This window comes from Paucilactobacillus oligofermentans DSM 15707 = LMG 22743 (assembly GCF_001434315.1).
In the GTDB taxonomy this organism is placed as follows: domain Bacteria; phylum Bacillota; class Bacilli; order Lactobacillales; family Lactobacillaceae; genus Paucilactobacillus; species Paucilactobacillus oligofermentans.
In genome coordinates this window covers 39770-61823 of sequence record NZ_AZFE01000031.1, presented here as the reverse complement: position 1 = coordinate 61823, position 22054 = coordinate 39770, and the positions used below count along the sequence as shown (strand labels likewise).

General features: G+C 34.2%; 25 protein-coding genes and 1 tRNA gene. 14 read left to right on the top strand and 12 right to left on the bottom strand.

What is annotated here, in order from left to right; translation table 11 throughout:
- Positions 1-2 precede the first annotated feature (2 nt).
- Together FC70_RS03920 and FC70_RS03915 are read left to right on the top strand one after the other, a co-directional pair.
- On the top strand, positions 3-326 hold the full coding sequence (locus FC70_RS03920) for a metal-sulfur cluster assembly factor (RefSeq protein WP_057889706.1): 324 nt from the start codon (positions 3-5) through the stop codon (positions 324-326).
- Between the two features lie 14 nt (positions 327-340).
- On the top strand, positions 341-1234 hold the full coding sequence (locus tag FC70_RS03915; RefSeq protein WP_057889705.1) for a helix-turn-helix domain-containing protein: 894 nt from the start codon (positions 341-343) through the stop codon (positions 1232-1234).
- A gap of 31 nt (positions 1235-1265) precedes the next feature.
- On the opposite strand, the gene FC70_RS03910 is transcribed toward FC70_RS03915, so the two are convergent.
- From FC70_RS03910 to gntK, 3 genes are all read right to left on the bottom strand, one after another.
- On the bottom strand, positions 1266-1919 hold the full coding sequence (locus tag FC70_RS03910) for a response regulator (protein ID WP_057889704.1): 654 nt from the start codon (positions 1917-1919) through the stop codon (positions 1266-1268).
- Positions 1904-2959: a sensor histidine kinase gene (locus FC70_RS09160; RefSeq protein ID WP_083478631.1), complete on the bottom strand. Its 1056-nt coding sequence runs from the start codon at positions 2957-2959 to the stop codon at positions 1904-1906. Before FC70_RS09160 ends, FC70_RS03910 begins: the two co-directional genes overlap by 16 nt.
- Positions 2960-3107: 148 nt before the next feature.
- Positions 3108-4655, bottom strand: a complete 1548-nt coding sequence (gene gntK, locus FC70_RS03905; protein ID WP_057889703.1) for a gluconokinase — start codon at positions 4653-4655, stop codon at positions 3108-3110.
- Positions 4656-4879: 224 nt separating this feature from the next.
- Here gntK and FC70_RS03900 point away from each other — a divergent pair, with 224 nt between their 5' ends.
- From FC70_RS03900 to FC70_RS03890, 3 genes are all read left to right on the top strand, one after another.
- A complete protein-coding gene (locus FC70_RS03900; RefSeq protein WP_057889702.1) occupies positions 4880-5647 on the top strand; it encodes a GH25 family lysozyme in 768 nt (255 codons plus the stop codon).
- Positions 5648-5719: 72 nt separating this feature from the next.
- On the top strand, positions 5720-6175 hold the full coding sequence (locus FC70_RS03895) for a DUF2975 domain-containing protein (RefSeq protein ID WP_057889701.1): 456 nt from the start codon (positions 5720-5722) through the stop codon (positions 6173-6175).
- Positions 6176-6183: 8 nt separating this feature from the next.
- Complete coding sequence (locus FC70_RS03890) at positions 6184-6390, top strand: helix-turn-helix domain-containing protein (protein ID WP_057889700.1); 207 nt, start codon at positions 6184-6186, stop codon at positions 6388-6390.
- Between the two features lie 50 nt (positions 6391-6440).
- Here FC70_RS03890 and FC70_RS03885 read toward each other — a convergent pair whose 3' ends face one another.
- Entirely contained in the window at positions 6441-6809 is a 369-nt protein-coding gene (locus FC70_RS03885; RefSeq protein WP_057890275.1) for a DUF4828 domain-containing protein, read from the bottom strand.
- Between the two features lie 167 nt (positions 6810-6976).
- On the opposite strand from FC70_RS03885, the gene FC70_RS03880 reads away from it, so the two are divergent.
- The 3 genes from FC70_RS03880 to FC70_RS03870 all read left to right on the top strand — a co-directional run bounded on the left by FC70_RS03880 (position 6977) and on the right by FC70_RS03870 (position 9438).
- The gene (locus tag FC70_RS03880; protein WP_057889699.1) at positions 6977-7978 is read left to right on the top strand and encodes a Gfo/Idh/MocA family protein; all 1002 of its coding nucleotides are present in this window, start codon (positions 6977-6979) and stop codon (positions 7976-7978) included.
- Between the two features lie 11 nt (positions 7979-7989).
- On the top strand, positions 7990-9321 hold the full coding sequence (locus tag FC70_RS03875; protein ID WP_057889698.1) for a DEAD/DEAH box helicase: 1332 nt from the start codon (positions 7990-7992) through the stop codon (positions 9319-9321).
- Positions 9322-9365: 44 nt separating this feature from the next.
- Positions 9366-9438: transfer RNA gene (locus FC70_RS03870), tRNA-Arg, on the top strand.
- Positions 9439-9557: 119 nt separating this feature from the next.
- Here FC70_RS03870 and FC70_RS03865 read toward each other — a convergent pair.
- The 4 genes from FC70_RS03865 to ade all read right to left on the bottom strand — a co-directional run bounded on the left by FC70_RS03865 (position 9558) and on the right by ade (position 13696).
- Positions 9558-10214, bottom strand: coding sequence for a hypothetical protein (locus FC70_RS03865; RefSeq protein WP_057889697.1), 657 nt, complete (start codon positions 10212-10214; stop codon positions 9558-9560).
- 79 nt (positions 10215-10293) lie between these two features.
- Positions 10294-10635 (bottom strand): hypothetical protein, encoded by a 342-nt coding sequence (locus FC70_RS03860; protein WP_057889696.1) that lies wholly within the window; start codon positions 10633-10635, stop codon positions 10294-10296.
- A gap of 555 nt (positions 10636-11190) precedes the next feature.
- Complete coding sequence (locus FC70_RS03855) at positions 11191-11934, bottom strand: CPBP family intramembrane glutamic endopeptidase (RefSeq protein ID WP_057889695.1); 744 nt, start codon at positions 11932-11934, stop codon at positions 11191-11193.
- A 97-nt stretch (positions 11935-12031) separates the two neighbouring features.
- Entirely contained in the window at positions 12032-13696 is a 1665-nt protein-coding gene (gene ade, locus FC70_RS03850) for an adenine deaminase (RefSeq protein WP_057889694.1), read from the bottom strand.
- Positions 13697-13948: 252 nt separating this feature from the next.
- Between ade and wecB the strand changes: the two genes are divergently transcribed.
- Positions 13949-15064 carry a non-hydrolyzing UDP-N-acetylglucosamine 2-epimerase gene (wecB, locus tag FC70_RS03845; protein WP_057889693.1) on the top strand — a complete coding sequence of 372 codons (1116 nt, stop codon included), beginning with the start codon at positions 13949-13951 and terminating at the stop codon, positions 15062-15064.
- Between the two features lie 46 nt (positions 15065-15110).
- Here wecB and FC70_RS03840 read toward each other — a convergent pair whose 3' ends face one another.
- Entirely contained in the window at positions 15111-15518 is a 408-nt protein-coding gene (locus tag FC70_RS03840; RefSeq protein ID WP_057889692.1) for a GtrA family protein, read from the bottom strand.
- 11 nt (positions 15519-15529) lie between these two features.
- A complete protein-coding gene (locus FC70_RS03835) occupies positions 15530-15982 on the bottom strand; it encodes a flavodoxin (protein WP_057889691.1) in 453 nt (150 codons plus the stop codon).
- 139 nt (positions 15983-16121) lie between these two features.
- On the opposite strand from FC70_RS03835, the gene map reads away from it, so the two are divergent.
- Both map and FC70_RS03825 read left to right on the top strand, forming a co-directional pair.
- Complete coding sequence (map, locus tag FC70_RS03830) at positions 16122-16904, top strand: type I methionyl aminopeptidase (RefSeq protein WP_057889690.1); 783 nt, start codon at positions 16122-16124, stop codon at positions 16902-16904.
- Between the two features lie 174 nt (positions 16905-17078).
- Entirely contained in the window at positions 17079-17987 is a 909-nt protein-coding gene (locus tag FC70_RS03825; protein ID WP_057889689.1) for a YihY/virulence factor BrkB family protein, read from the top strand.
- Here the strand turns inward: FC70_RS03825 and FC70_RS03820 are convergent, their stop codons facing one another.
- Together FC70_RS03820 and FC70_RS03815 are read right to left on the bottom strand one after the other, a co-directional pair.
- Positions 17988-18221, bottom strand: a complete 234-nt coding sequence (locus FC70_RS03820; RefSeq protein ID WP_057889688.1) for a DUF2922 domain-containing protein — start codon at positions 18219-18221, stop codon at positions 17988-17990. It abuts the gene before it with no gap.
- Positions 18222-18253: 32 nt separating this feature from the next.
- Positions 18254-18460, bottom strand: coding sequence for a DUF1659 domain-containing protein (locus FC70_RS03815; RefSeq protein WP_057889687.1), 207 nt, complete (start codon positions 18458-18460; stop codon positions 18254-18256).
- Positions 18461-18569: 109 nt separating this feature from the next.
- On the opposite strand from FC70_RS03815, the gene recX reads away from it, so the two are divergent.
- Genes recX through FC70_RS03800 form a run of 3 tightly spaced genes read left to right on the top strand, consistent with a single transcriptional unit; the run spans position 18570 to position 22037 of the window.
- Positions 18570-19367 (top strand): recombination regulator RecX, encoded by a 798-nt coding sequence (recX, locus tag FC70_RS03810; RefSeq protein WP_112278658.1) that lies wholly within the window; start codon positions 18570-18572, stop codon positions 19365-19367.
- 24 nt (positions 19368-19391) lie between these two features.
- A complete protein-coding gene (locus FC70_RS03805) occupies positions 19392-21083 on the top strand; it encodes a hypothetical protein (RefSeq protein ID WP_057889686.1) in 1692 nt (563 codons plus the stop codon).
- Positions 21084-21101: 18 nt separating this feature from the next.
- Complete coding sequence (locus FC70_RS03800; protein ID WP_057889685.1) at positions 21102-22037, top strand: glycosyltransferase family 2 protein; 936 nt, start codon at positions 21102-21104, stop codon at positions 22035-22037.
- Positions 22038-22054 lie beyond the last annotated feature (17 nt).

Below are 22054 nucleotides of genomic sequence, written 5' to 3'. Positions count from 1 at the left end.
AGATGCCACAACAAGAAACATTAACTAATATTGAAAGTGACGTGTTTGAATCATTAAAGGAAGTTATTGATCCGGAATTAGGGATTGATATCGTGAATTTAGGTCTAATTTATCAGGTAAAGGAATCTGAAGGAATTTGCCACGTTACAATGACATTAACTACCATGGGCTGTCCACTTGGACATATGTTAGATGAAAATGTGACTAAGGCCACAATCTCAGTTGATGGTGTTAATGAATGTCAAATTGATTTAGTCTGGGAACCAGCTTGGAATATGGGCATGATGACACGCTATGCTAAGGTTGCGCTTGGCATTCATGAATAGGGAGTATCAGTGCTATGGATATTAGTATTTTTGTTAATCGTAGAAAAGAATTAAAAATTTCACAGGTTAAATTGTGTGATGGAATTTGTACACAAGCTACTTTGAGCAAATTTGAAAATAATAGTCGTGTTCCTTCACTATCTATTCTCAGTAAACTTTGTGTTCGGATGGGGATGACGGTTGATGATATGTATCAGGAAGATAGTTGTTCTGATGCAAAAATAGCAGAAAAGCTGAATGAAACTGAAAAAGAATTAATGGTAGAAAATTATCAAGAAGTTTTGAGGAAGCTTGAATTAATTGATCAAAGTCAAATTAATTCATTGCCTGCTAAAATGCAATTTTGTTATTTACATGGATGCGTGAATGCTTTGATTAATAAACAAACGGATGAAATATTATTTGATTTTTCACGAATCTTAAATGATCTAGATGAGCATCATCAAACTATCTATACTCAGCTTGCTTTTCTTGGATCAGGAATTATGTATGCAAGACACCGTGAGTTAAAGCAAGCAGCTTTTTACTTTGATAAGGTAGCAGAATATATTCGTAGTAATCAAACTGACAATCAGGTACAAGAAGATAATTACTTTTTAAGAATTTTAACTTTGATTTTTTATACGGCAGAATTTTTTTCGGAGATGGAAAATTTTAAAATTAGTAATCAATTAATTAAACTGGGAGTCAAGATTTGTTCAGACAATCGGGTGACTTATTATTTACCAAGACTTAAATTTCTATCTACGCAAAATGCTTTGAAACAGCATAAACATCCTGAATTAATTCAGCAATTAATTGAAGAAACTCAGGTATTTGCACGAATTAATCAAAATGATGTTGTAGTTGTGAAATTAGCGGCATTGAAAATTAGATTTCAACGATCACTAAAAACAAAGGAGCTATGAGAAAGATTTTTCTCATAACTCCTTTGTTATTTTAAAATTCAATTAATTTATGATGAATCGCATACCGGACTAAATCGACATGTGATTTTAAAGCTAACTTTCGCATAATACTAGCTTTATGAGCCTCAACCGTTTTGGTTGAAATATGGAGATTTGTTGCAATTTCCTTGTTTGAGTAGCCGAGTGCGATTAACGGCATAACTTCACGTTCACGTTTGGTGAGGTGATTGTGGCCCCATAAGTTCGTACTAGAACCATCGGCAGTAATTTCCTTAATATCGGATTTTAAGAGAATAACATTTTCGTCAACATACTGTTTACCAGTAGTAATTGTGGTGATTGCATTAATTATTTCGGTATCAGGAGAACTTTTAAGAACATAACCAACCGCACCGTTATTGATGGCTCGATCGACATATTCTTCTTCACCATGCATTGATAAAATTAAAATTAATACCCTTGGAAATTCAAGGTGAATACGTTTAGTTGTTTCTAAACCATTTTCTCCAGGAGGCATACTAAGATCCATGACAACAATATTGATATCACCTTGTGAAACTCGCGAAAAAGTATTATTTCCATTATCTGCTTCATCAACGACTGTAAAGCCTGGTAGTTGGTTAATCAAATAAGTTAATCCTGAGCGTACGACCGCATGATCATCAGCGACTAAGATGTTATACATGATGGCACCTCCTTAACGTCAATAGTAACAGGAAATTTAACGGTAATAGTTGTTCCAACGGATAGTTCAGAATGAATGTTAAAAATACCATTTAGTGATTTAATCCGGTCTTTCATAGTATATAAACCTAAGGAATTACCATTAAATTGTGAATGTTCAGAAAGATTGAATCCAATTCCGTCATCAATAATTTCAAGAGTAATAAAATTAGTATGTTCAACTAATAAAATAATGATTTCAGAAGCTTTGGCATGTTTTAAAACGTTATTAATTGATTCTTGAGCAATGGTATACAAGGTGTTTTGAACAATATCAGTTAATTTTTCAGGATTGGCATTACCGGCAACAATAACATTGATCCCTGAGTTAGTCTCAATTCGTTTTGCTAAGGTTCTTAATGCTGAAAAGAGACCAAAGTTGTCTAAAACTGCCGGCCGAATTGCGAGCGCCATATCTTTGATTTCGAGAAGGGTATTATTCAGTTGATCAATAATTGATTTTGAAAGTTCATCAGTTTCTGATTGAGTAAGACATGAGTTAGTTAAACGTTTTACCCCCATGATTGACGAATAAATATTTTGTGAAATAGAATCATGTAAATTAGCAGAAATTTGTTGTCGCTCTTTTTGTGCTGCATCTATGGTAATTTGATTATTTCGTTCACGAGTTGCTTGACGGGTAACTTTATTAATTGAATTTTGATTTTTAATCGTTAGTGAAACAATACCATGGTCCTTGTTAATTACTTTATAAAGCATGTAATATTCAGTTCTATTAGGATTATTTGTATCGGTAATAATCGGAATTGCGAGCTCACTTTGTTGTTGGCAGGCACTACAATCAGAGCAGCCCATTATTTTAGAATTATGATTGTCGATGACAGATTTTGCCATATCTAATAAGTAACTTGGATCCAGATTAAGTTCTTGTTGAACTTTAGTGGCTAAATTATTGGAAACTAAAAGAGAACCATTTTGAAATATTATAATGGCAACCGGTGCATTATTAAAATAAGAGTTAATCCAATCAAATTTATTCAAAAAAGCCACTTCCTATACGAATCATAGATAAATTATAACATCAAAGCAATCCTGGTGAAAGCGGTTTAATATTTGGGCGAAAAGTAATTTTAATTCACAAAAAATAACCTGCCGAGTTTCGACAGGTTATTGTGACTATATTTTTAACTTATTTAACTGAATTAGCACTGAATTTACGTTGGAATTCAGCAATATTAGCGTATTCAGTTTGTAATTGGCGACTTAGACGAATAAAGATAGGAACTAATTCGCGGTAAGCAGCATAGTTTGCTTCATTTGGTTGGTAAGTGTTGGTTTCACCGATGTAATCTTTAATAACTGAAAGATCATCAATTAATCCTAGACTTTGTTTGGCAAGGGTAACGGCAGCTAAAGCACCTGATTCGAAAGCGGTTGGAATGGTAACAGGGCTTTCGAAGACATCAGCAAGCATTTGACGCCATAGTTCTGAGCGAGCAAATCCACCAGTAGCCATGATTTCTTTAGGTGAGCCAGCGACTTCTTCAAGGGCAAGCATCACGTTATAAAGGTTGTAAACAATCCCTTCAAGCGCAGCACGAACCATATGAGCACGAGTATGATTTCTAGTTAAACCAAAGAATGATCCACGCGCATTAGCATCCCAGATAGGAGCACGTTCACCACCAAGATATGGATGGAAAATTAAACCGTCTGAGCCAGCAGGAACTTCGCCAGCGATTTGAGTTAACATATCGTAAGAGTCAACGTTCATCATTGAAGCAGTAATCTTTTCTGGGGCAAACAATTGGTCACGTACCCAACGGAAGACAATTCCACCGTTATTAACTGGTCCACCAATGACCCACTTGTCCTTAGTTAGAGCATAACAGAAGACACGGCCTTTAGGATCGATGACTGGCTTTTCAACAACCGTACGAACAGCGCCAGAGGTACCGATTGTTACGGCGACAACACCAGGTTCAATTGCATTAACTCCTAAGTTAGATAAAGTTCCATCAGAAGCTCCCATAATGAATGGGGTATCAGTTGGAATACCAATCACTTTGGCATATTCATCATGCATCCCAGTAACTTGTTCAGTTGGTTCAACTAATTCTGGTAATTGATCACGAGTAATTCCGGCTTCTTTTAAAGCACCTTCATCCCAATCAAGTTTAAAAATGTTGAATAAACTAGTAGCTGACGCAATTGAAATTTCTTCTTTTAAGACACCGAATAAACGGTAGAAAATATATTCTTTGATACCAACCCAGTATTTTGAGTTATCAAAAACATCTTTGTGTTCATTACGAAGCCAGATTAATTTATAAAGTGGTGACATTGGATGGGTTGGGGTACCAGTACGTGAATAAATTTCGAACCCTTTACCATTCTTTTTATATTCATTGGCATATTTTTCAGCACGATTATCAGCCCAAGTAATAACTCGGGTAGTTGGTTTATGGTCAGCATCAAGACCGATTAAACTATGCATAGCTGACGAGAATGAAACTCCTTGTAACTTACCGTTCTTTAAGTCAGCTTTACGTAATACTTCAGTCAATGCATCGACAACTGCATCAAATATTTCTTCAGGATCTTCTTCAGCCATATCTGGTTGATCTTGGTAAAGTGGGTATAGCTTGTTAGCATATCCCAGAACATTACAATCCATATCATAAAGCACAGCCTTGGTACTAGTTGTTCCTAAATCCATTCCAATCATGTAATCCATAAATAAATCTCCCTTGCCTTTATCAAATCGTTGCTAATAAAAATAAACAATTTCATGTAAAATATACATATAGTATTATATGGAAATCGGTTACAATTAGCAACCGATTCCATTTAAAAAGAAGGCAAATTTAAGAATATAATTGAGTTTTTTTGAAAAAATAGTAAAATAATTCGATAATAAAGTTATTTTGAATTTATGATAAAATCCGACTGGAAAAAATAATGGAAAAAGACAATTTAAAACCGATTTATAATGACACGTTTCAAAAACGGTCAAAGCCAAAGAAAAGTCATCGGCATCGCAATATTTTGATTACGCTGCTTATTAGTCTGATCTTAATTGGTGGTGGTAGTTATTTTTGGTATGTCCATAAGTCTTCAAGTATCTCTTCGTATCAAGTGCGAGGAGCAATGATTACGCAAGATGATGGATATGTAGATTTTCAGCAACTTCAAGATAGCAGAATTAAATTTGTTTATTTAAAAGCAACTTCAGGTGCATCCTATAAGGATGATCAATTTGAGAATAATTATAATCGGGTATCTGGCTCAGATGTTCAAGTAGGAATTTACCATGATTTTAGCTTTACAACGAGTGCAAAAGAACAATATGAATATATTGTTAGTCAGATAAAAAAAGAGAGCGGGACATTACCAATTGTCGTTCATGTAACGTACTATCAAGGAAAGACGCCAAATACCGATACGCAAGGAAAGAAGTTAGCTAGATTGTTAAAAATGTTAGCTAACCATTACGATCAAGATTGTATTGTCTGGGCCAGTCCCTCGATTCAAAAACAGATGGTTGATCCATTTGTAACTAAGAGTAAACGGATGTTAACCAGTGATAAGCTACATTCTAAACGAAGCGATGTGAAATTCATTCAATATGTGGGTAAAGATAAATTAAGGATTAATCGGAAAAGTTCCAACTTGTTACCAGCTGTTTTTAACGGGAACACCAAAGAATGGAAAAGTTATTCAAAATAAATAGCTGTTATTCGATATGTATTTATTGATAAACGATAAAAAGTTTGGTATTTTAAATATGAGGTAAAATATATGAAAATCAGAACATTCTTTTTAAAATTTAGTTTAGCATTAGTAACTGGAATTGTTTTACTATTTAATATCTACCTGTTTCCTCGATTCCCATTACATGTTATTCAAAATTACTTTTTTATTGGAGCTTTATATACGTCGGCATTATTATTTTATTGGCTTGTTTTTGAAGCCTTTAAAATTTTATCCTTAGTTGAACGTAATCTAGCTTTTTCTGGTAAATGTTTAACAGCAGTTCGTAATATTAAATTAGCTGCGGGTGGGATTGGCATAGCCTATATTGCTTTGTTACCACAATTTTTTGTGGTAGCTAATGAAGAAGATGCACCGGGGATGGTACTAATTGGGGTAGCAGTAATGATGTTACCATTTATTATTTCAACATTTGTGGCGGTACTGCAACATCTGTTACAAAATGCAATTGAGTTAAAACAAGAAAATGATTTTACAGTGTGAGGTGGAAAATGGCAATTAATGTAAATCTAGATGTCATCCTTGCACAACGAAAAATGAGTGTGACAGAACTGGCTAGTCAGGTAGGGATTACGATGGCGAATGTTTCCATTTTAAAGAATGGAAAAGCTAAGGCGGTCCGATTTTCGACATTGGAATCAATTTGTCGAGTACTAGATTGTCAGCCAGGCGACATTTTAGAATATCAAGAAGATTAAAATAAAGGTGAGCAAAAACAAATGTTTTTGCCCACCTTTATTTATGGTAATTATTTAACCGAATTAATAATGTATACTTGATCATCTGCTTCATCCATCATTTGAACCGGACGTGATTCATTAGCAGTGAAGGTAATATGATAACCAAAGCTATCAATAAAAATTAAGTTATGTGAATCAACTAATTTAACTTGTGCCTCGATTGGTCGTTGATCAATGGTTAATTTAAGCTCTTGTGAAATCTCAACGTAGTGAATCCGATTGCGATTTTCATCCTTATATTGCCAAGTGCCAGCATACAGCAGTGGTAAAAGAGTTTGACTCTGGTGTTGTTTGTGCGATTTCGATACTTTCCCCAAAGAGCTCGAAAGTCCAGCAACTAATCCAGTGCCAAACAATAGCCAACTTCTTTTTCTCAATTCCAAAGTCCTCCCCCCCATTTCTAGTAAATATTTGAAGACGAATGTACTATACTGTCGAGTATACAACAATCGTCAATAAAATTTGGTTACAAATATGTAAAATATTCAAAAATCTGGTAAACTTAATGTAACAATTCAATAATAAGTCGATAAGGAGCGAGATTATGCTGAAATTAGGAATTATCGGGACAAATTGGATCACTGATCAGTTTATAAATGAAATTAAAGATGATGGTCGTTGGGAATTAGCATCAGTTTATTCTAGGACCGCTGAAAAAGCGGCTGCGTATCAAGTTAAATTTGGGTTTAAAGAATCATTTTCAGATATTAATCAGTTTTTTGAAGAAGGGCTCTTTGATGCAGTGTATATTGCATCGCCAAACTCAATGCATTATCAATATGCTCGGCAAGCAATCAGCAATGATAAACATGTGATTGTTGAAAAACCGGCATTTACTAATGTCGATGAATTTGCTCAAATCGAAGGATTATTGCAAGCTCATCCTGATGTTAGATTGCTTGAAGCCGCACGTCATGTCCATACACCGTTATTTAAAGCTGTCCAAGCTAAGTTGACGGAAATGGACAAAATTCAAGGTGCCACATTGACTTATATGAAGTATTCATCACGTTATGACAAAGTATTAGCGGGTGAAAAGCCAAACGTGTTTACTTTAGATTTTGCTGGTGGGGCACTCTATGATTTAGGTGTCTACCCAGTTTATGCAGCCGTTGCTTTATTTGGTGAGCCAGAAAGTGTCGTTTATTTTCCAACCTTGATTGAGACTGGGGTCGATGGAAAAGGAATTGCTATTTTGGGATATGAGGACTTTGAAGTTACCTTAAACTTTGGGAAAACGACTAACTCACATATGCCATCTGAAATTTATGGCTTGAAAGATACCATTGTTTTAGACAACATTGCAGACTTTTCTAAAGCATCATATTTTGATGATCAACAAGTAGAACATGCATTAGCGGTTGAAGCAGCTGATAATCCAATGAAATATGAAATTGATGTGTTTACACAGATTTTAGAAGATCCAACTAACGAAACTCAAATCAAGAATTATCAAAAGTGGTTCTTAATGAGTAAGCAAGTTAATGGTCTTTTATTTACATTGCGTGAATCAGCTGGAATAGAATTTCCAGCTGATAACCAGTAGGGGGAAACAATTTGATTGAAGTTTTTCAGAAGCATTTTGAACAATTAGGATTTAGTGAACAAACGGCCATTCAAACGGCCGTTTTTAGTGCGTTAAGCGAAGATACATCAGTTTTGGGAATTGCGCCAACCGGATCAGGAAAAACAATTGCGTTTACTTTGCCAGTGTTACCTAAGTTAATGCCGAAGCAAGGGGTTCAAATGTTGGTGTTATCACCATCACAAGAATTAGCGATGCAGACCACGAGTGTAATTCGGGACTGGGCAAAATTGCTTGATTTAAAGGTACTTGCAGTTACTGGTGGGGCTAATGTTTCCCGCCAAACAGATAAATTAAAGCAACATCCAGAAATTGTTGTCGGAACTCCAGGACGAATTTTACATTTGATTGATGAAGGTAAATTAAAACTTGGAAAACTTGAAACAATGATCATCGATGAAGCTGATGATATGTTGCAAGATGAAACATTGGCAGTGATTGAAGATATTGAACGAACAACACCAATGACTTCACAACTTGGTTTCTTTTCAGCCACACGAACTAAAGTCTTAGATGATTTAACGATGATGTTTGGTCGTGATATTATCGAATTTGATGTGCGAAATGAAGATCATACACAGGGTGTGGTTAAACATACTGGGTTAGAAGTTGGTAATGAAAAACGGGTTGAAATTTTAAAACGCTTGAGTCGGGTTAAAGATATGCGCGCCTTAGTCTTCTTTAACCAATTAAAAACGATGAACTATGTCGCCTCACGTTTGAAACATGAACATGTTCAAGTAGGTGTACTGGGTGGTCAACAGCGTTCAACTGATCGTGAAAAATCAATGCGGATGTTTAGAAATCGCCAATTAAAATTATTGCTAACGACGGATGTAGTTGCGCGTGGATTAGATATTGCTAAGTTGCCAACGGTTATTAATTTTGACTTACCAACTAATGCAATCACTTATACGCATCGTGCTGGTAGAACTGGGCGACAAGGTGAACCGGGATTAGTAATTAACTTAGGAAATGATCATGATTTACGTGACTTTAAAAAGTTAATTGCCGAAGTTGATTATGAATTAGAACCAGTTTACTTTGATAAAAGTAAGTTAACTAGTGAACGTCCAAAGTCAGTTGCGCATAAAGCAACCACAATCCAAGAGACTAGTAGTAAGCAAGTTCGTGAAACGCAAAATAAGGATACAAGTGAAGTAACGAAGCGAGTGCATAAAACGCTTGATCCAAAACATGCGAGTTTACCAAAAGCTAAACGTCGTAAGAAAAATAAGAATAAAAAAGACAAGGGAATTCGATTAAAACGCCAGCGTCAAGCTGCGAAGAAAGAATTCGAATAAACCTTTACAGAATTAAGTAACAATGAGAAAATATTTCTTATTGTGTTCTTATAGCATAACTGGATAGTGCACCCGCCTCCTAAGCGGATGATCTCGGTTCGATTCCGAGTAAGAACATCTTTGTTAGTTTAACTAAATATGTTGTAACACCTAAAAAATACGTGTTTATAATTGAAATTAAAAGTAGTCAATAAAATACACTTAACAATATAAAATGTTAAGTGTATTTTAGGAATTTAGTTAATTTTTTTTAAGGTAATACTTTTTAAATTAGAATAAAGCACTTCACCTCGATAAAGTCTCGTAGTGATTTTGGTAACTTCGTCAATATCTGGCTGTGCGTCTTTACTTAAATTTTGATTTAAAGAACCATTATTATTAATTAGTAAACCACGACCTTCATTAGCATAGATAACATATTTTCCAGGTTTTATATCTTTGCCAACTACCCAAGAACCTGCAGATAATTTTGTTTGATATTTTCTTTTTGCATTTGTTGGTGAAAATTTTGTAGTTACAGGTGATTTTTCTTTTTTTTCATCATTTTGATATTGAGTAAGAGTTATTTTTTCTCCTTTTTTTAAAGTTACTGTATAGGAATCAACTGTTCCCAAGTCGTTGTTAACATATTTTCCAAGGATGACGTTTATTAAACTTGTCTCATCATTATCGCTATTAAAAAGATTGCCACCATCAACGTTTTCTGTAGTTACGATGTATCTACCGGCTTTTATAGCTGAACCAACTTTATAGGTTCCGTTTGCTAACTCTACCACGTCTTTTGAACCTGAAATATTATTTTTGATACCATTAAAAAATAGGATGATAGTAATTAAAACTAAAAACAACAAAAAAATATTTCGATGTTTTTTTGTTATTTTATGCGTTGGCATGTTTTATTCCTCCAAGCAATTTATTTTATTATATGTATCCCACGTGTAGTGGGGGTGAAACTAAAAATAGCAAAAGATATTAATAAGTAGCGTCACTAATTACGGCGTTGATGAGTGTTGCAAACATTAAGAAGTACGCTATGACAACAATAATTGTAAGGATAAATGCGACTAAACCAGCACGGTTCCAAGTTGCTTGAACGGCTTTAAAAGTAGCGACATCTTTATAGCCACCTTTTTGCCAAGCCCATGCATTACCTTTAAAGCCAACTACAAATATCCAAATGATATTAAATATGGGGATTAATGTTAATAATGGTAAATATGATTTATTTCCAATTCCCCAATAGATGTTAAACATAAATGCTCCCCAGTTCCAACCTTTAACTTCTTGTGGTACTACTACACCATTTTCTTCCATAATATAACTCCTCCAAAGTCAGCTTTTTAACGTCATTCAGATTTGGACGTATACTCACACTTATAGAATTAATATCATGCGCTTTGTAGCATGTCAAACAGCTTAAAAGTTTATATTTTACAAATGTTTACAATATTTCATTTCTTATAATGAATTTGTTTGCTTTTATTTATTTTTTAACATATTAGTATAAAAGCGTGTAAATATTTAAAATATGTCCAAATATAATCAATATTCGTTATTTAAAATGAAAATATAAGTTAGTTAGCGCAGTTTACAAATACTATTTCGATAATTTATAATGTGATAGTTATAGTATGATTATAAGCAGTTAGAGGTAAATTATTCGGGGGGAATAATGATGAAATTAAAATCGATCAGAGTAGGATTAATTATCTCTAGTTTATCAATTCTGGCAGTCTTGGGGATAACTGCAGTAACCATAATAATTCAGTAACCAATAGTAATAATAATGTATCAGATGATAAGTTAAATATAAAAAAATAGGTAACATACGATCAGATAACTGATTGTATGTTGCCTATTTTTTGCATTTTATTGGAACAAGATAATGATGAATGAAATTATTCCTGCCAGTGCACCCAGTAAATTCCACCAAAAATGCACAAAGATGTTGAACCAAATATTTTTAAAGTAGAGTGATACAAAGTGGAACATCATTCCTAATAAAAAATAAAAGATTAACATGTAAGGTGAAAAATTTAAAGCGTAGACATGAAGCGCTGCAAACAGCACGTTACTTACAATAATTCCTAGCCATAATTTGGCTTTAGTATCCGTAAATTGTTCAGAGATTAGATAATGAACAGTTAGTTCTTCTGAAAAAGGTGCTGTTAATGGAATTAAACTACCTAATAACAGACTTGTACTAGTATTTAAGGTAACTGCTGAAGCAGGACCCATCACGATATTAAGAAGTGGCTTGAAGATAACGTAAGCAATTAATTGAATTCCAATAAAGAGTAATAAGGTAATTGCTAAATTTCGCCATAGATGCTGTTTAAATGCACCCCAGTGGCGACCCATAATGCCATTACTAGCTTTCCAAATGAAATAAAATGCAATTAGCGGTAGTGGTAATGTCAAAGCTAATCGTAGCCATGGTGTTTCTAGACCATCGCTACCAGGTACCGATTCAGGAATATGCAGCATGTTTGGCACTGTATAACCAACAAATAAGACAATTCCCCAAATCAAAATCGGAAAGAGTAGGTGCCAGAAACTTAATTTTATTTCACCTTGATAGGGTTGGAACATTTGTTTAAAACGATTTTTCATTGTTATTTCTCCATTTTGTAGGGGATAAAAGATAAGTGTAACAACTAAAAATCCTATCATAGACGCTTAAAAATATATAGTTATATGCGCTAATAAACTAAATTCCAACACTAATAAATTTTTGTTTATCAAAATCGTACAGTCCTTGGTCAGTGATTTTAATCGATGGAATAACTGGTAGAGTTAAAAATGATAAAGTTAAAAATGGATTGAAATCCTGATTTGAACTGATCTTGTAGTATGCATCCGTTATTGATTTAAGATCGATTAAGGCATCTGGATATTTTTTTGCTGACATCAGACCACCAATTGATAAGGGCATGACTGCTAGGGTATTTTTGTTATCCACGACTGCGATACCACCACCAACCGCAGTAACTGCTTGAACTGCACGAAAGATTGCTTTGTCGTTGGTACCAGTAGCGACTAAATTATGTGAGTCATGGGCAACGGTTGTAGCGATTGCGCCTTCATTAAGTTGGAATCCTTTAACTAGTCCAACGCCAACGGTACCTAAATTGTGGTGACGTTCGATGACCGCAATCTTGATAATGTCGTCATGTGAATTAGATACAAATTGTCCATTTTCTATCGACACGTTTAATTTTAAATGGTCCGTGACAATATGATTAGGTTGAATGCCAATGACGTTAGCTAAATCAGTTTTAAGTGGCAGCTGTAAATCGGAAAGCTTTAAATGATGATGAACGGTTGAGGCGTCAGGTGATAATGGCGTTGTCGTTAAATCAGAAATTAAGTTACCATTTTTGATAACACAATCAATATCGACGGTATTTAAATCATTTAAAATAACTAAATCAGCTTGGTATCCAGTAGAGAGTGCACCAACATCTGACAAATCATGAGCAATGGCCGCATTGTAGCTAGCAATAACATAGGCTAATGCTGGTTTTATTCCAAGGCTAATGGCTAACTTAATAGAATAATCAATTGAACCTTCATTTAGAATATCGTCAATGATTTTATCATCAGTACAAAATGAAAAGTTATGAGCATTTTCAGGGGTAACTGCATCAATGGTATTGGCTAAATCACGCTCCACAGTACCTTCTCGTAAAAAAATTGAATAACCAGTTGCTAATCGGTCGTTGGCTTGCTGAATGTTATTAGCTTCATGGTCAGTATGGATATGATTTCGACGAAAGACGTCTAATTGGTTGATGTTTAAACCAGCACCATGACCATCGGCATGATAACCGGCAGTGATTGAATCGTTAATTTTAGCGATGATATCTGGATCACCAGCTGCAACAGCAGGGTAATCCATGACCTCGGCTAACCCGTGGACTTCTGGATATTTATATAATGGTTTTAGATCAGCCGCTTTTAAAATCGCACCGGAATGATCAAACGGAGTACAAGGAACGGATGATGGGAGCATATAATACACGTCTAAGGGCGTTTGCCGAGAATCTTTAATCATGTATTCAATACCATTAATTCCTTCGACGTTGGCTAATTCATGTGGGTCAGCGACGATTCCAGTGACGCCATGTTGGAGTAATACTTTACCAATTTCACTAGGTGTGACTAATGAACTTTCAATGTGCATATGAGCATCGATGAATCCGGGGACGATATACTGATCAGTTGCGTCAATTGTCTTATTGGCTATGTAATTAGGCTGTTCGCCAGTAGCGACAATTTTACCATCATTAATCCATAAGGTGATGGCTTCAAATTGTCTAGTAAAGACGTTTAATACTAATCCATTTTGAATACTAGTTTCGACCTGTTTCATCTGCAGATGCCTCCGATTAAATTGTTTATTTAATGTTACATTAAATGACACTCAACATATAAAGTCAACACCAGTTACTGAAAATGTTTCTGAATATGTAATATTGTTATATGCAATTAAAAATTTAAAACTCATCACGAAAATAATTGCTATATGCAATTTAGCGTTTTAATAGAGTTTGAGTTTTTAAAAAGATGGTGAGTGCATCACCTTGATAAAAAGTGTAAAATGTTGATTAAAGGGGGGATTTAGTTGACGAAAGTACATAAAGTAATGTTAATTTTTGGTACACGACCAGGAGCAATTAAAATGGCACCGATTATTAAAGCCATGGAAGCTCAAGCTGATCGGTTTGAGCCGGTTGTAGTTGTTACTGCACAACATCGAAAATTATTGGATCAAGTATTATCAATATTTGATATCCACCCCGATTTTGATTTGAATTTAATGGCACCACGAGAAAGCCAATCAGAACGAACGAGTAAAATGTTGCATCATTTAGAAAATATTGTAAATGCATCACAACCAGAAATGATATTGACGATTGGCGATTCAACGACGACCTTGGTAGCTAGTTTATGTGCTTTTTATCATCAAATCCCGATTGGCCATGTAGAAGCCGGATTACGGACACATGATAAGTACGCACCGTTTCCTGAAGAAATGCATCGTCAATTAACTGATGTTTTGAGCGATTTATATTTTGCTCCGACTGAACAAAGTAAGCAGAATTTATTAATTGAAAATAAAAATACGGATCAGATTTTTATTACTGGTAATACTTCGGTTGATGTATTGAATTATACAATTGCTGAAGATTATCAACACCCGGTGTTACGAATGATTCCGGCTAAGCACCGAGTGATTCTAGTCACGGTTCAACGCAGTGAAAATATGGGAGAGCCAATTAAACGTGTTTTCCATGCATTACGAGATGTCGTTGAAACTAATCCAGATGTAGAATTAGTTTATCCAGTGCACCCAAATCCTGAAGTTGAAAGTTTAGCTGAAACTATTTTAGGTGGACGTGATCGCATTCATTTGGTTGAACCAATGGATGTGTATGATTTCCATAATTTTGCGGCACGAAGTTTTTTGATTGTCACTGACTCTGGTGGAATTCAAGAAGAAGCACCCTCAATGAATGTTCCGGTATTATTACTGCGTGATGAAACTGAACGACCAGAAGGTGTTACTGCTGGAACAACTAAAATAGTTGGAACAACCATTGAAGGTATCCAACAAGGAATTTTTCAAATGTTACATGATAAAAAAGAGTATCGAAAAATGGCACATGTAAAAAATCCATTTGGGGATGGTCATGCGGCTGAACGAATTTTGAAAGAATTAGACGAATATTTGGAATGAAAAATGTGAGCAACTTCGATATACAAGAAGTTACTCACATTTTTATTTAGATCGTTTTTTTGAAAATATACCATTTTGAAAAGGCATAATTAATCACAATTACGACAACGTTATCAATGATTTTAACGATAATTGAATTACCATCGAGCAAGGTGATTCCGACGTACATAATAATAATATCAATGACTAAGGTTAAAATACGGAAGAAGAAAAATTGAGATATCTCAATAATGAAATCTTTAACCGTTGTGTAGTGAGATGAAAATACCCAAACTTTATTAGTTAGGTATGCCACTAAGACGGATAAGAACCAAGCGATTACGTTAGCTACTTGGTAATTCCAACCTAGCCAGTCAAGACCAGCAAAAACGCCGATATTAACAATGGTGGTTACACCGCCGAAAAATGCATAGGCAATTAGTGATTGATACTTTTTAAATAGTTTGTACAAAATGTTTCCCCTTATTACTTATCAGTAGCTGCCTTGACTAAGTCAGCCGCGAATGCATTTAAAGTTTTAATATCATCTGAGTCAGGATCCAGGTCAATCTTAACTTTTTCAGTACCACTCTTGGCACCAGCTTTTTCAAAGGCGGCAGCAAATTTATCAACGGACACATTGTAATCATCTAAGTAGAAGGTATCGCCAGAACCGGCAACACCAAAAAATTTACCGGATAAATCAAGTTCTTGTAAATCTTCATAGAAATCAAGTCCTTCTTCAGGGAGGGCACCTTCATCATAGGTATAAGGACAGACCACACAGATATCAACGTCTTCAAAGTCTTCCGCGTCAGCTTGAGTAATTTCAGTTTCTTCAACGTCAATGTTTAAGTCTTCCAATGCTTCGGTAACGATATCAGCGACGTCTTCATTATTTCCAGTAATTGTTGCAAACACGACTAGTGCACTTGCCATTATTGTTTCCTTCTTTCGAGTAGTTTATTCATAGTAGTATAGCAGAAATATAGAATTATGCGTATAAAGCTAAACAAATTTGTAGATAAGAGTATAATGATTTAGTAAGTAATTTTTGGACAAAGAGGTAGATAGACTAATGATTAGTATAAAATCACCACGTGAAATTGAAGCAATGAGAAAATCAGGGGCAATTATTGCCGGAATGCATATTGGACTACGCGATATTATCAAACCAGGCATTTCTAGTTGGGTAATTGAAGACTTTTGTCGTGACTACATTGAAAGTCACGGAGCAGTAGCCGCTCAAATCGGTTTTGAAGGTTACGAATATGCAACTTGTGTAAGTATCAATGAGGAAATCTGTCATGGCTTTCCACGCAAGCATGTGATGTTAAAAAATGGCGACTTAGTTAAAGTTGATACAGTGGTAGAACTTGATGGCGCCTTTAGTGATTCTTGCTGGAGCTATGCAGTCGGTGAAGTTAGCGATGAAGTTCAAAAGCTGATGGATGTTACTAAAAAATCATTGTATATGGGAATTGATCAAGCCGTGATTGGTAACCGGATTGGTGATATTGGTGCCGTTATCCAACATTATACGGAAGATGAAAATGGTTTCGGGGATGTTCGTGAATTTGTTGGCCATGGTATCGGACCTACAATGCATGAAGATCCTTCAGTGCCTGCCTATGGTGAAGCTGGTCGTGGACCACGCTTGAAGGAAGGAATGACCATTACTATCGAACCCATGATTAATATGGGAACTTGGAAAGCTGATGTAAGTGATCCTAGTGGTTGGCTTGCAGTGACTGAAGATGGTGGTTGGAGTTGTCAGTATGAACATACACTAGCAATTACCAAAGATGGCCCTAAAATTTTGACATCACAAGATCCAGAATTTGACGCAAAATATCTATAAAACTAGTTAAATATTACTATCAAGCAATTGATACTTTTAATAGTATGATTGCTTTTTTTATGGGGTAAAAACTACCTTAATTTTAATTGATTACTATATTATGAACTTTCATTTTTAAATACTTCGTGTATAATTTCAGAAGGTATTAAAACGAATAGGAGGAGAGACGGCTCAATGAAACCAACGTTATTTCAAAAAATAAAAATTTGTATTTCAGAATTTATCAAACATTATTTTATGGCGCAAGTCTCAGCCTCCGCTAATGTATTGGCCTATTATTTACTGTTATCAATTTTTCCAGCATTAATTGTATTGGGAAACATGCTGCCAATTGTTGGGGTTCACGCAACTACACTTCTAAATTATCTGGCAACTATTATTCCAAAATCAGTTTTTGAATTTATCAAACCAATTGTTGAAGATTCGCTTTCAACTGGAAGTGGTGGAATCTTAACTGCGGGGGCATTGATTACTTTGTGGTCAACTAGTAAAGCCGTAGCAGCATTTCAGCGAGGCGTTAACCAAGCGTATGGTGTCGGAAAAGATCAAGATCCAATTACAAATAGAATCTTGTCATTTTTATGGATGCTATTAGTAATATTAATTATGGGAGCGCTGATTCTATTCTACGGAGTTGGTGAACTATTAATGGTTCGCTTCAAGAGTACCTTCAATATTGAAACTAGTTTAATTGACGCAGTTAATCAGCTTCGTTGGCCAGTTGCCTTTTTAGGGGTCTTTGTCGCCTTAAGCTTATTGTATTACTTTGTGCCCAACGCCAAGGTAATGTATCGCTATGTATTTTGGGGAGCATTGATTGCAACTATCCTATGGATGTTATTATCACAAGTTTTCTCAGTGTATACAGTAGTCTTTAGTACCGCGGTAGCCACCTATAAAACCATGGGTGCGTTTGTGGTATTCATGATTTGGTTGGACATTTCGGGGATGGTAATGATGATAGGAGCAGTGATTAACGCCACCTTGCAGTCATTACGACAAGGGGAGATTGTTGAGAAACAAACTTTTTGGAAAAGAAGGGTACTAAAAAAGCCTCGCAATAAGCGAGACTTAGAAAAATAATTATGCAGTTACTTTAGCAGCTGTAAAAATTGGTGTTGTAATTGTTTCAACATACTTAGCTGAAACCGGTGTAGCGTAAATATTTTCGCCTTCAGAACTGAACATCTTCATTTCTGATAATTGCTCCATTGCAGATTTAATTACGGCGGAATCTAAACCGTCATTAGCATAAGCTAGTTTCAAACTGTGAGATTTTCCAAGACTACCTGTGAATGCAAGATTTAATGATTTCATATTATAATAACTTCCTTTCTAGTTGAGTGAGATTATTTTTTATCGATACGATATGATGAGATTACGATGGCGTTTTCGAACTTATCACTAGTGATGGTTTCAAGGATAGTACCAAGCTTTTGGATTTGATCATCAGTTGCATTTTCGTCAATGTGACTAAATGAGCGATTAATGCCATCTTCATGGCCGTCACCAACCATTAGTAATTGAACTTTTGCAGTTTTGAATGTACGAATCATATTTAGATCTCCTTAGTATATTTATTTGATAAGTGGCGGCCGCTGCTTACATACATAATTAAGAATTGAGATTAAAAATGTAAACTAGAAAATTGAAAGGAGTAAAATTTTGGTTAAAAAAATTACAATGATTGAAGCACAAAAAAAGCATGCAGGTCGATATAATATCTACTTAGATGGAGAATATGAATTTGGTGTCAGTGAAAGTGTACTAATTAACTTTAAACTGATGAAAGGTATGGAGATTGATAAAAATATGCAATCTGATATTACTAAATCAGATAGTGTGTCCAAAGCATATTCAAAAGCTTTAGATTATATTTCTCATCAATTAAGAGCTGAAAGTGAAGTCATCGAAAAGCTAAAGAAATTAGAAGTTGATGAAGCAACGATGGCTGAAGTGATGGCTAAACTATACGAACAAAACCTGCTTAATGATCAAAAATTTGCTGATAGTTATGTTAGAACCATGGCAATTACGTCCGATAAGGGACCAACTGTAATTAGACAAAATTTAAAAGCAAAAAAAATTGACGATAATATTATTGAAAACGCGTTGGCTGAATTTGATAATAATACGCTAGTTGAAAATGCAACTAAAGCAGCAGAAAAGTCCATGAAACATTATCATCGAATTCCAGAAAAAATGAGGCTACAAAAGGTTAGAGTAGCCTTGATGACTAAGGGATTCAGTACTGACTTGATTAATCAAGTATTGAACGATTTGGTCGTAGAGACAGACGAAGAGGATGAATGGTATAATTTAACCGTGCAGGCCGAAAAAGTTTGGCAACGTAATCGAAAATATGATAATCGAACGAGAATTATGAAAACTAAACAGAGCCTATTTGGTAAGGGCTATCAAATGGATGATGTAAATCGGTGGATGGAAGAAAATAATTATTAAAATCTTGATGTTGGGGAACTATTTATGACTGGAAAGCAAAATAGAGTTAAGAGTTCAATATTAATAGTTGGTCTATTTTTATTAATAAGTACAATAATGATGATTCCGTTTTATTTAAAGAATGAGCTAATCAGTGGTTATGATATGCAATTTCACTTAAATAGAATAAACGAGTTATATAATCATTTATTACATGGAAGTTGGTTTTCTTTTGGATCTGTATATTCTTTTAATGGTGTAGGGACTCCAACAGAGCTAGTATACCCAAGCTTATTTATTTATCCATTTGCAATAATTCGACTTTTTATTAAAAATCCTATTGCTGCAACTTATATGGGTATACAGTTAATTATTTTTCTTTCGATGATAATTTCGTTTATTACTGGAATGAAATTTTGGAATGGAAATAAAACTAAAAGTATAATTTTTTCAGTTATGTACAGTGCATCAGCACACATGTTTCAGTTGTTATTTGTTGGATTTTCTTTTGGAGAAGTTACGGCTTCAATTTTTCTACCATTAGTTGTTTATGGAACTTATTCTATTTTTTTTGAGAAATCAAAAAATTGGCTTTATTTAGTTGTAGGGATGACGGGAACGGTTTACAATCACGTTTTAAGTGTTGCACTTTTTTCATTTGTAGTATTTATTATAATTGTAGTTGCTGCAGTTGTTACTGATGATTTTTGGAGGAATTGTAAATATTTAATTTTCGCTGTTGGAATGACACTATTATGTAGTGCGTTTTTCTTAATTAATTTTTGTACAATGATGTTAAATAATCATATGAATGTTACGGCAGTATTTGATTTAGAGTCAAGAGCGATACAATTGGGTGCAATATTTGATGCCAGTTTAAATAATGGTGGGATAGGTGTTGTCCCTATTATTTTAATAATTTTTTCTACAGCTGTCTGGAAAAATATAGCTAAAATGATTAAAGTTATTGGTATAATTGGTTTATTGTTACTTATTTTTGGAACAAGTGTATTTCCATGGTCTGTATTACAAAATACACCTTTTAGTGTTATACAATTTCCGCACAGGATTTTTACAATTGCTGTTATATTTTTGACTGTTTTTTGTACTGAGATAATATCGATAAATATAGTTAATAAAAGTATGAAATATAAAGAGTGTTTGACGGTAGTATGTATATGTTTGATGGTGATAACTTTTACAGGTAGCAGTTATAAGTTTTTTAATGATACTAATACTAATGCAAATGTTAATTTTACCCCTAGTGAAGCTAAGTATTTTGATTCAACACATTATAAAGTTACAGAAAAGACTTTCAATAATTTATTTGCCTATAATAGTGGAGTGGGCTCAACTGATTATTGGTTATCTGAAAGTACAGCGCACTTAAGTTATTTTGCAAACCATAAAATAAAGACAGATAAAGCTAAGATTAAATACGTAAGAAGAGAAATAAAATCAAATTATATTATTTATAAAGTTTATGTTAATAAAAAAGATAATATTGATTTACCTATTATTAATTATAGTAATACTAGAGCTTATGTTAATAAAAAATTAGCTAATAAAACGTCATCTTATTACGGTGGTATTAGAGTTAATGTAAAAAAAGGTATCAATACAATTAAAATTAAGTTTGTGGCACCGCAACTGTTTATCCTGTCAATTATTATTAGCATGACTGGTTTTATACTATATGTTTATATATATATTAAAAAGAAAAAAATCAAGATATAATTATATGAGGAGATCAATATGGACAAACTATCAATTATTGTTCCTTGCTTTAATGAAGAAGAAATGATACCTGTTTTTTTTGATGAAGTTCAAAAGAACATTACTAAACTAACCAATGTTATAACAGAATATTGGTTTATTAATGATGGATCTTCCGATAAAAGTTTAGAAAAAATAAAAGCTATTTATTTAAATAATAAAGACTTTGTTCATTTTATTGATTTTTCACGGAATTTTGGAAAAGAAGCAGCATTATTAGCAGGGCTTGAGAATGCTACTGGTGATTATGTTGTTGTAATGGATGTTGATTTGCAAGATCCTCCTGAATTGATTGAAAGAATGTTAGCTATCCTTAAAGAGGAAGACATTGATTGTGTTGGAACTAGAAGAGTGAATCGGGATGGAGAACCTGCGATTAGATCGTTCTTTGCTAATATGTTCTACAAAGTGATTAATCTTATTTCCAGTACTCCTATAGTTAATGGAGCACGTGATTTTAGATTGATGTCACGAAAAATGGTAGATTCTATTTTACAATTAACGGAGTATAATCGATTCTCTAAAGGGATATTCAGTTGGGTGGGTTTTAAAACAAAGTATATTGAATATACTAATGTGGAGAGAAAAAAAGGGGCTACGAGTTGGTCCTTCTGGTCACTTCTTAGATATTCAATAGATGGCATTACCGATTTTTCTGAGGCGCCATTATCAATTGCATCTTGGGTTGGATCTCTGTCATTTATTGGATCCATTCTTGGAATTATATTTATCGTTGTTCGTGCATTAATTATCCCAGGAAGTAGTGTTTATGGTTGGGCATCACTTATTTGTGTGTTCCTACTATTTGGTGGGATTCAGCTGTTGTGTTTAGGAATTGTGGGTAAATATATTGGTAAAATATATTTACAAACGAAAAACCGGCCTATTTTTATAGTAAAAGAGAAAAGTGAGTAATCTAATTCATAGAACAT

What these genes read in the sequence shown, in the direction of transcription:
- FC70_RS03865 (WP_057889697.1), bottom strand. Translation starts at nt 10,214, where the DNA reads ATGCCAACGCATAAAATAACAAAAAAACATCGAAATATTTTTTTGTTG.
- FC70_RS03835 (WP_057889691.1), bottom strand. Translation starts at nt 15,982, where the DNA reads ATGGCAAGTGCACTAGTCGTGTTTGCAACAATTACTGGAAATAATGAA.
- FC70_RS03915 (WP_057889705.1), top strand. Translation starts at nt 341, where the DNA reads ATGGATATTAGTATTTTTGTTAATCGTAGAAAAGAATTAAAAATTTCA.
- FC70_RS03890 (WP_057889700.1), top strand. Translation starts at nt 6,184, where the DNA reads ATGGCAATTAATGTAAATCTAGATGTCATCCTTGCACAACGAAAAATG.
- gntK (WP_057889703.1), bottom strand. Translation starts at nt 4,655, where the DNA reads ATGGATTACATGATTGGAATGGATTTAGGAACAACTAGTACCAAGGCT.
- FC70_RS03815 (WP_057889687.1), bottom strand. Translation starts at nt 18,460, where the DNA reads ATGATTCGTACATTCAAAACTGCAAAAGTTCAATTACTAATGGTTGGT.
- FC70_RS03910 (WP_057889704.1), bottom strand. Translation starts at nt 1,919, where the DNA reads ATGTATAACATCTTAGTCGCTGATGATCATGCGGTCGTACGCTCAGGA.
- FC70_RS03860 (WP_057889696.1), bottom strand. Translation starts at nt 10,635, where the DNA reads ATGGAAGAAAATGGTGTAGTAGTACCACAAGAAGTTAAAGGTTGGAAC.
- FC70_RS03920 (WP_057889706.1), top strand. Translation starts at nt 3, where the DNA reads ATGCCACAACAAGAAACATTAACTAATATTGAAAGTGACGTGTTTGAA.
- FC70_RS03825 (WP_057889689.1), top strand. Translation starts at nt 17,079, where the DNA reads ATGAAACCAACGTTATTTCAAAAAATAAAAATTTGTATTTCAGAATTT.
- FC70_RS03805 (WP_057889686.1), top strand. Translation starts at nt 19,392, where the DNA reads ATGACTGGAAAGCAAAATAGAGTTAAGAGTTCAATATTAATAGTTGGT.
- map (WP_057889690.1), top strand. Translation starts at nt 16,122, where the DNA reads ATGATTAGTATAAAATCACCACGTGAAATTGAAGCAATGAGAAAATCA.
- FC70_RS03880 (WP_057889699.1), top strand. Translation starts at nt 6,977, where the DNA reads ATGCTGAAATTAGGAATTATCGGGACAAATTGGATCACTGATCAGTTT.
- FC70_RS03820 (WP_057889688.1), bottom strand. Translation starts at nt 18,221, where the DNA reads ATGAAATCATTAAATCTTGCATTCACAGGTAGTCTTGGAAAATCTCAC.
- FC70_RS03800 (WP_057889685.1), top strand. Translation starts at nt 21,102, where the DNA reads ATGGACAAACTATCAATTATTGTTCCTTGCTTTAATGAAGAAGAAATG.
- FC70_RS03895 (WP_057889701.1), top strand. Translation starts at nt 5,720, where the DNA reads ATGAAAATCAGAACATTCTTTTTAAAATTTAGTTTAGCATTAGTAACT.
- FC70_RS03855 (WP_057889695.1), bottom strand. Translation starts at nt 11,934, where the DNA reads ATGAAAAATCGTTTTAAACAAATGTTCCAACCCTATCAAGGTGAAATA.
- ade (WP_057889694.1), bottom strand. Translation starts at nt 13,696, where the DNA reads ATGAAACAGGTCGAAACTAGTATTCAAAATGGATTAGTATTAAACGTC.
- FC70_RS03900 (WP_057889702.1), top strand. Translation starts at nt 4,880, where the DNA reads ATGGAAAAAGACAATTTAAAACCGATTTATAATGACACGTTTCAAAAA.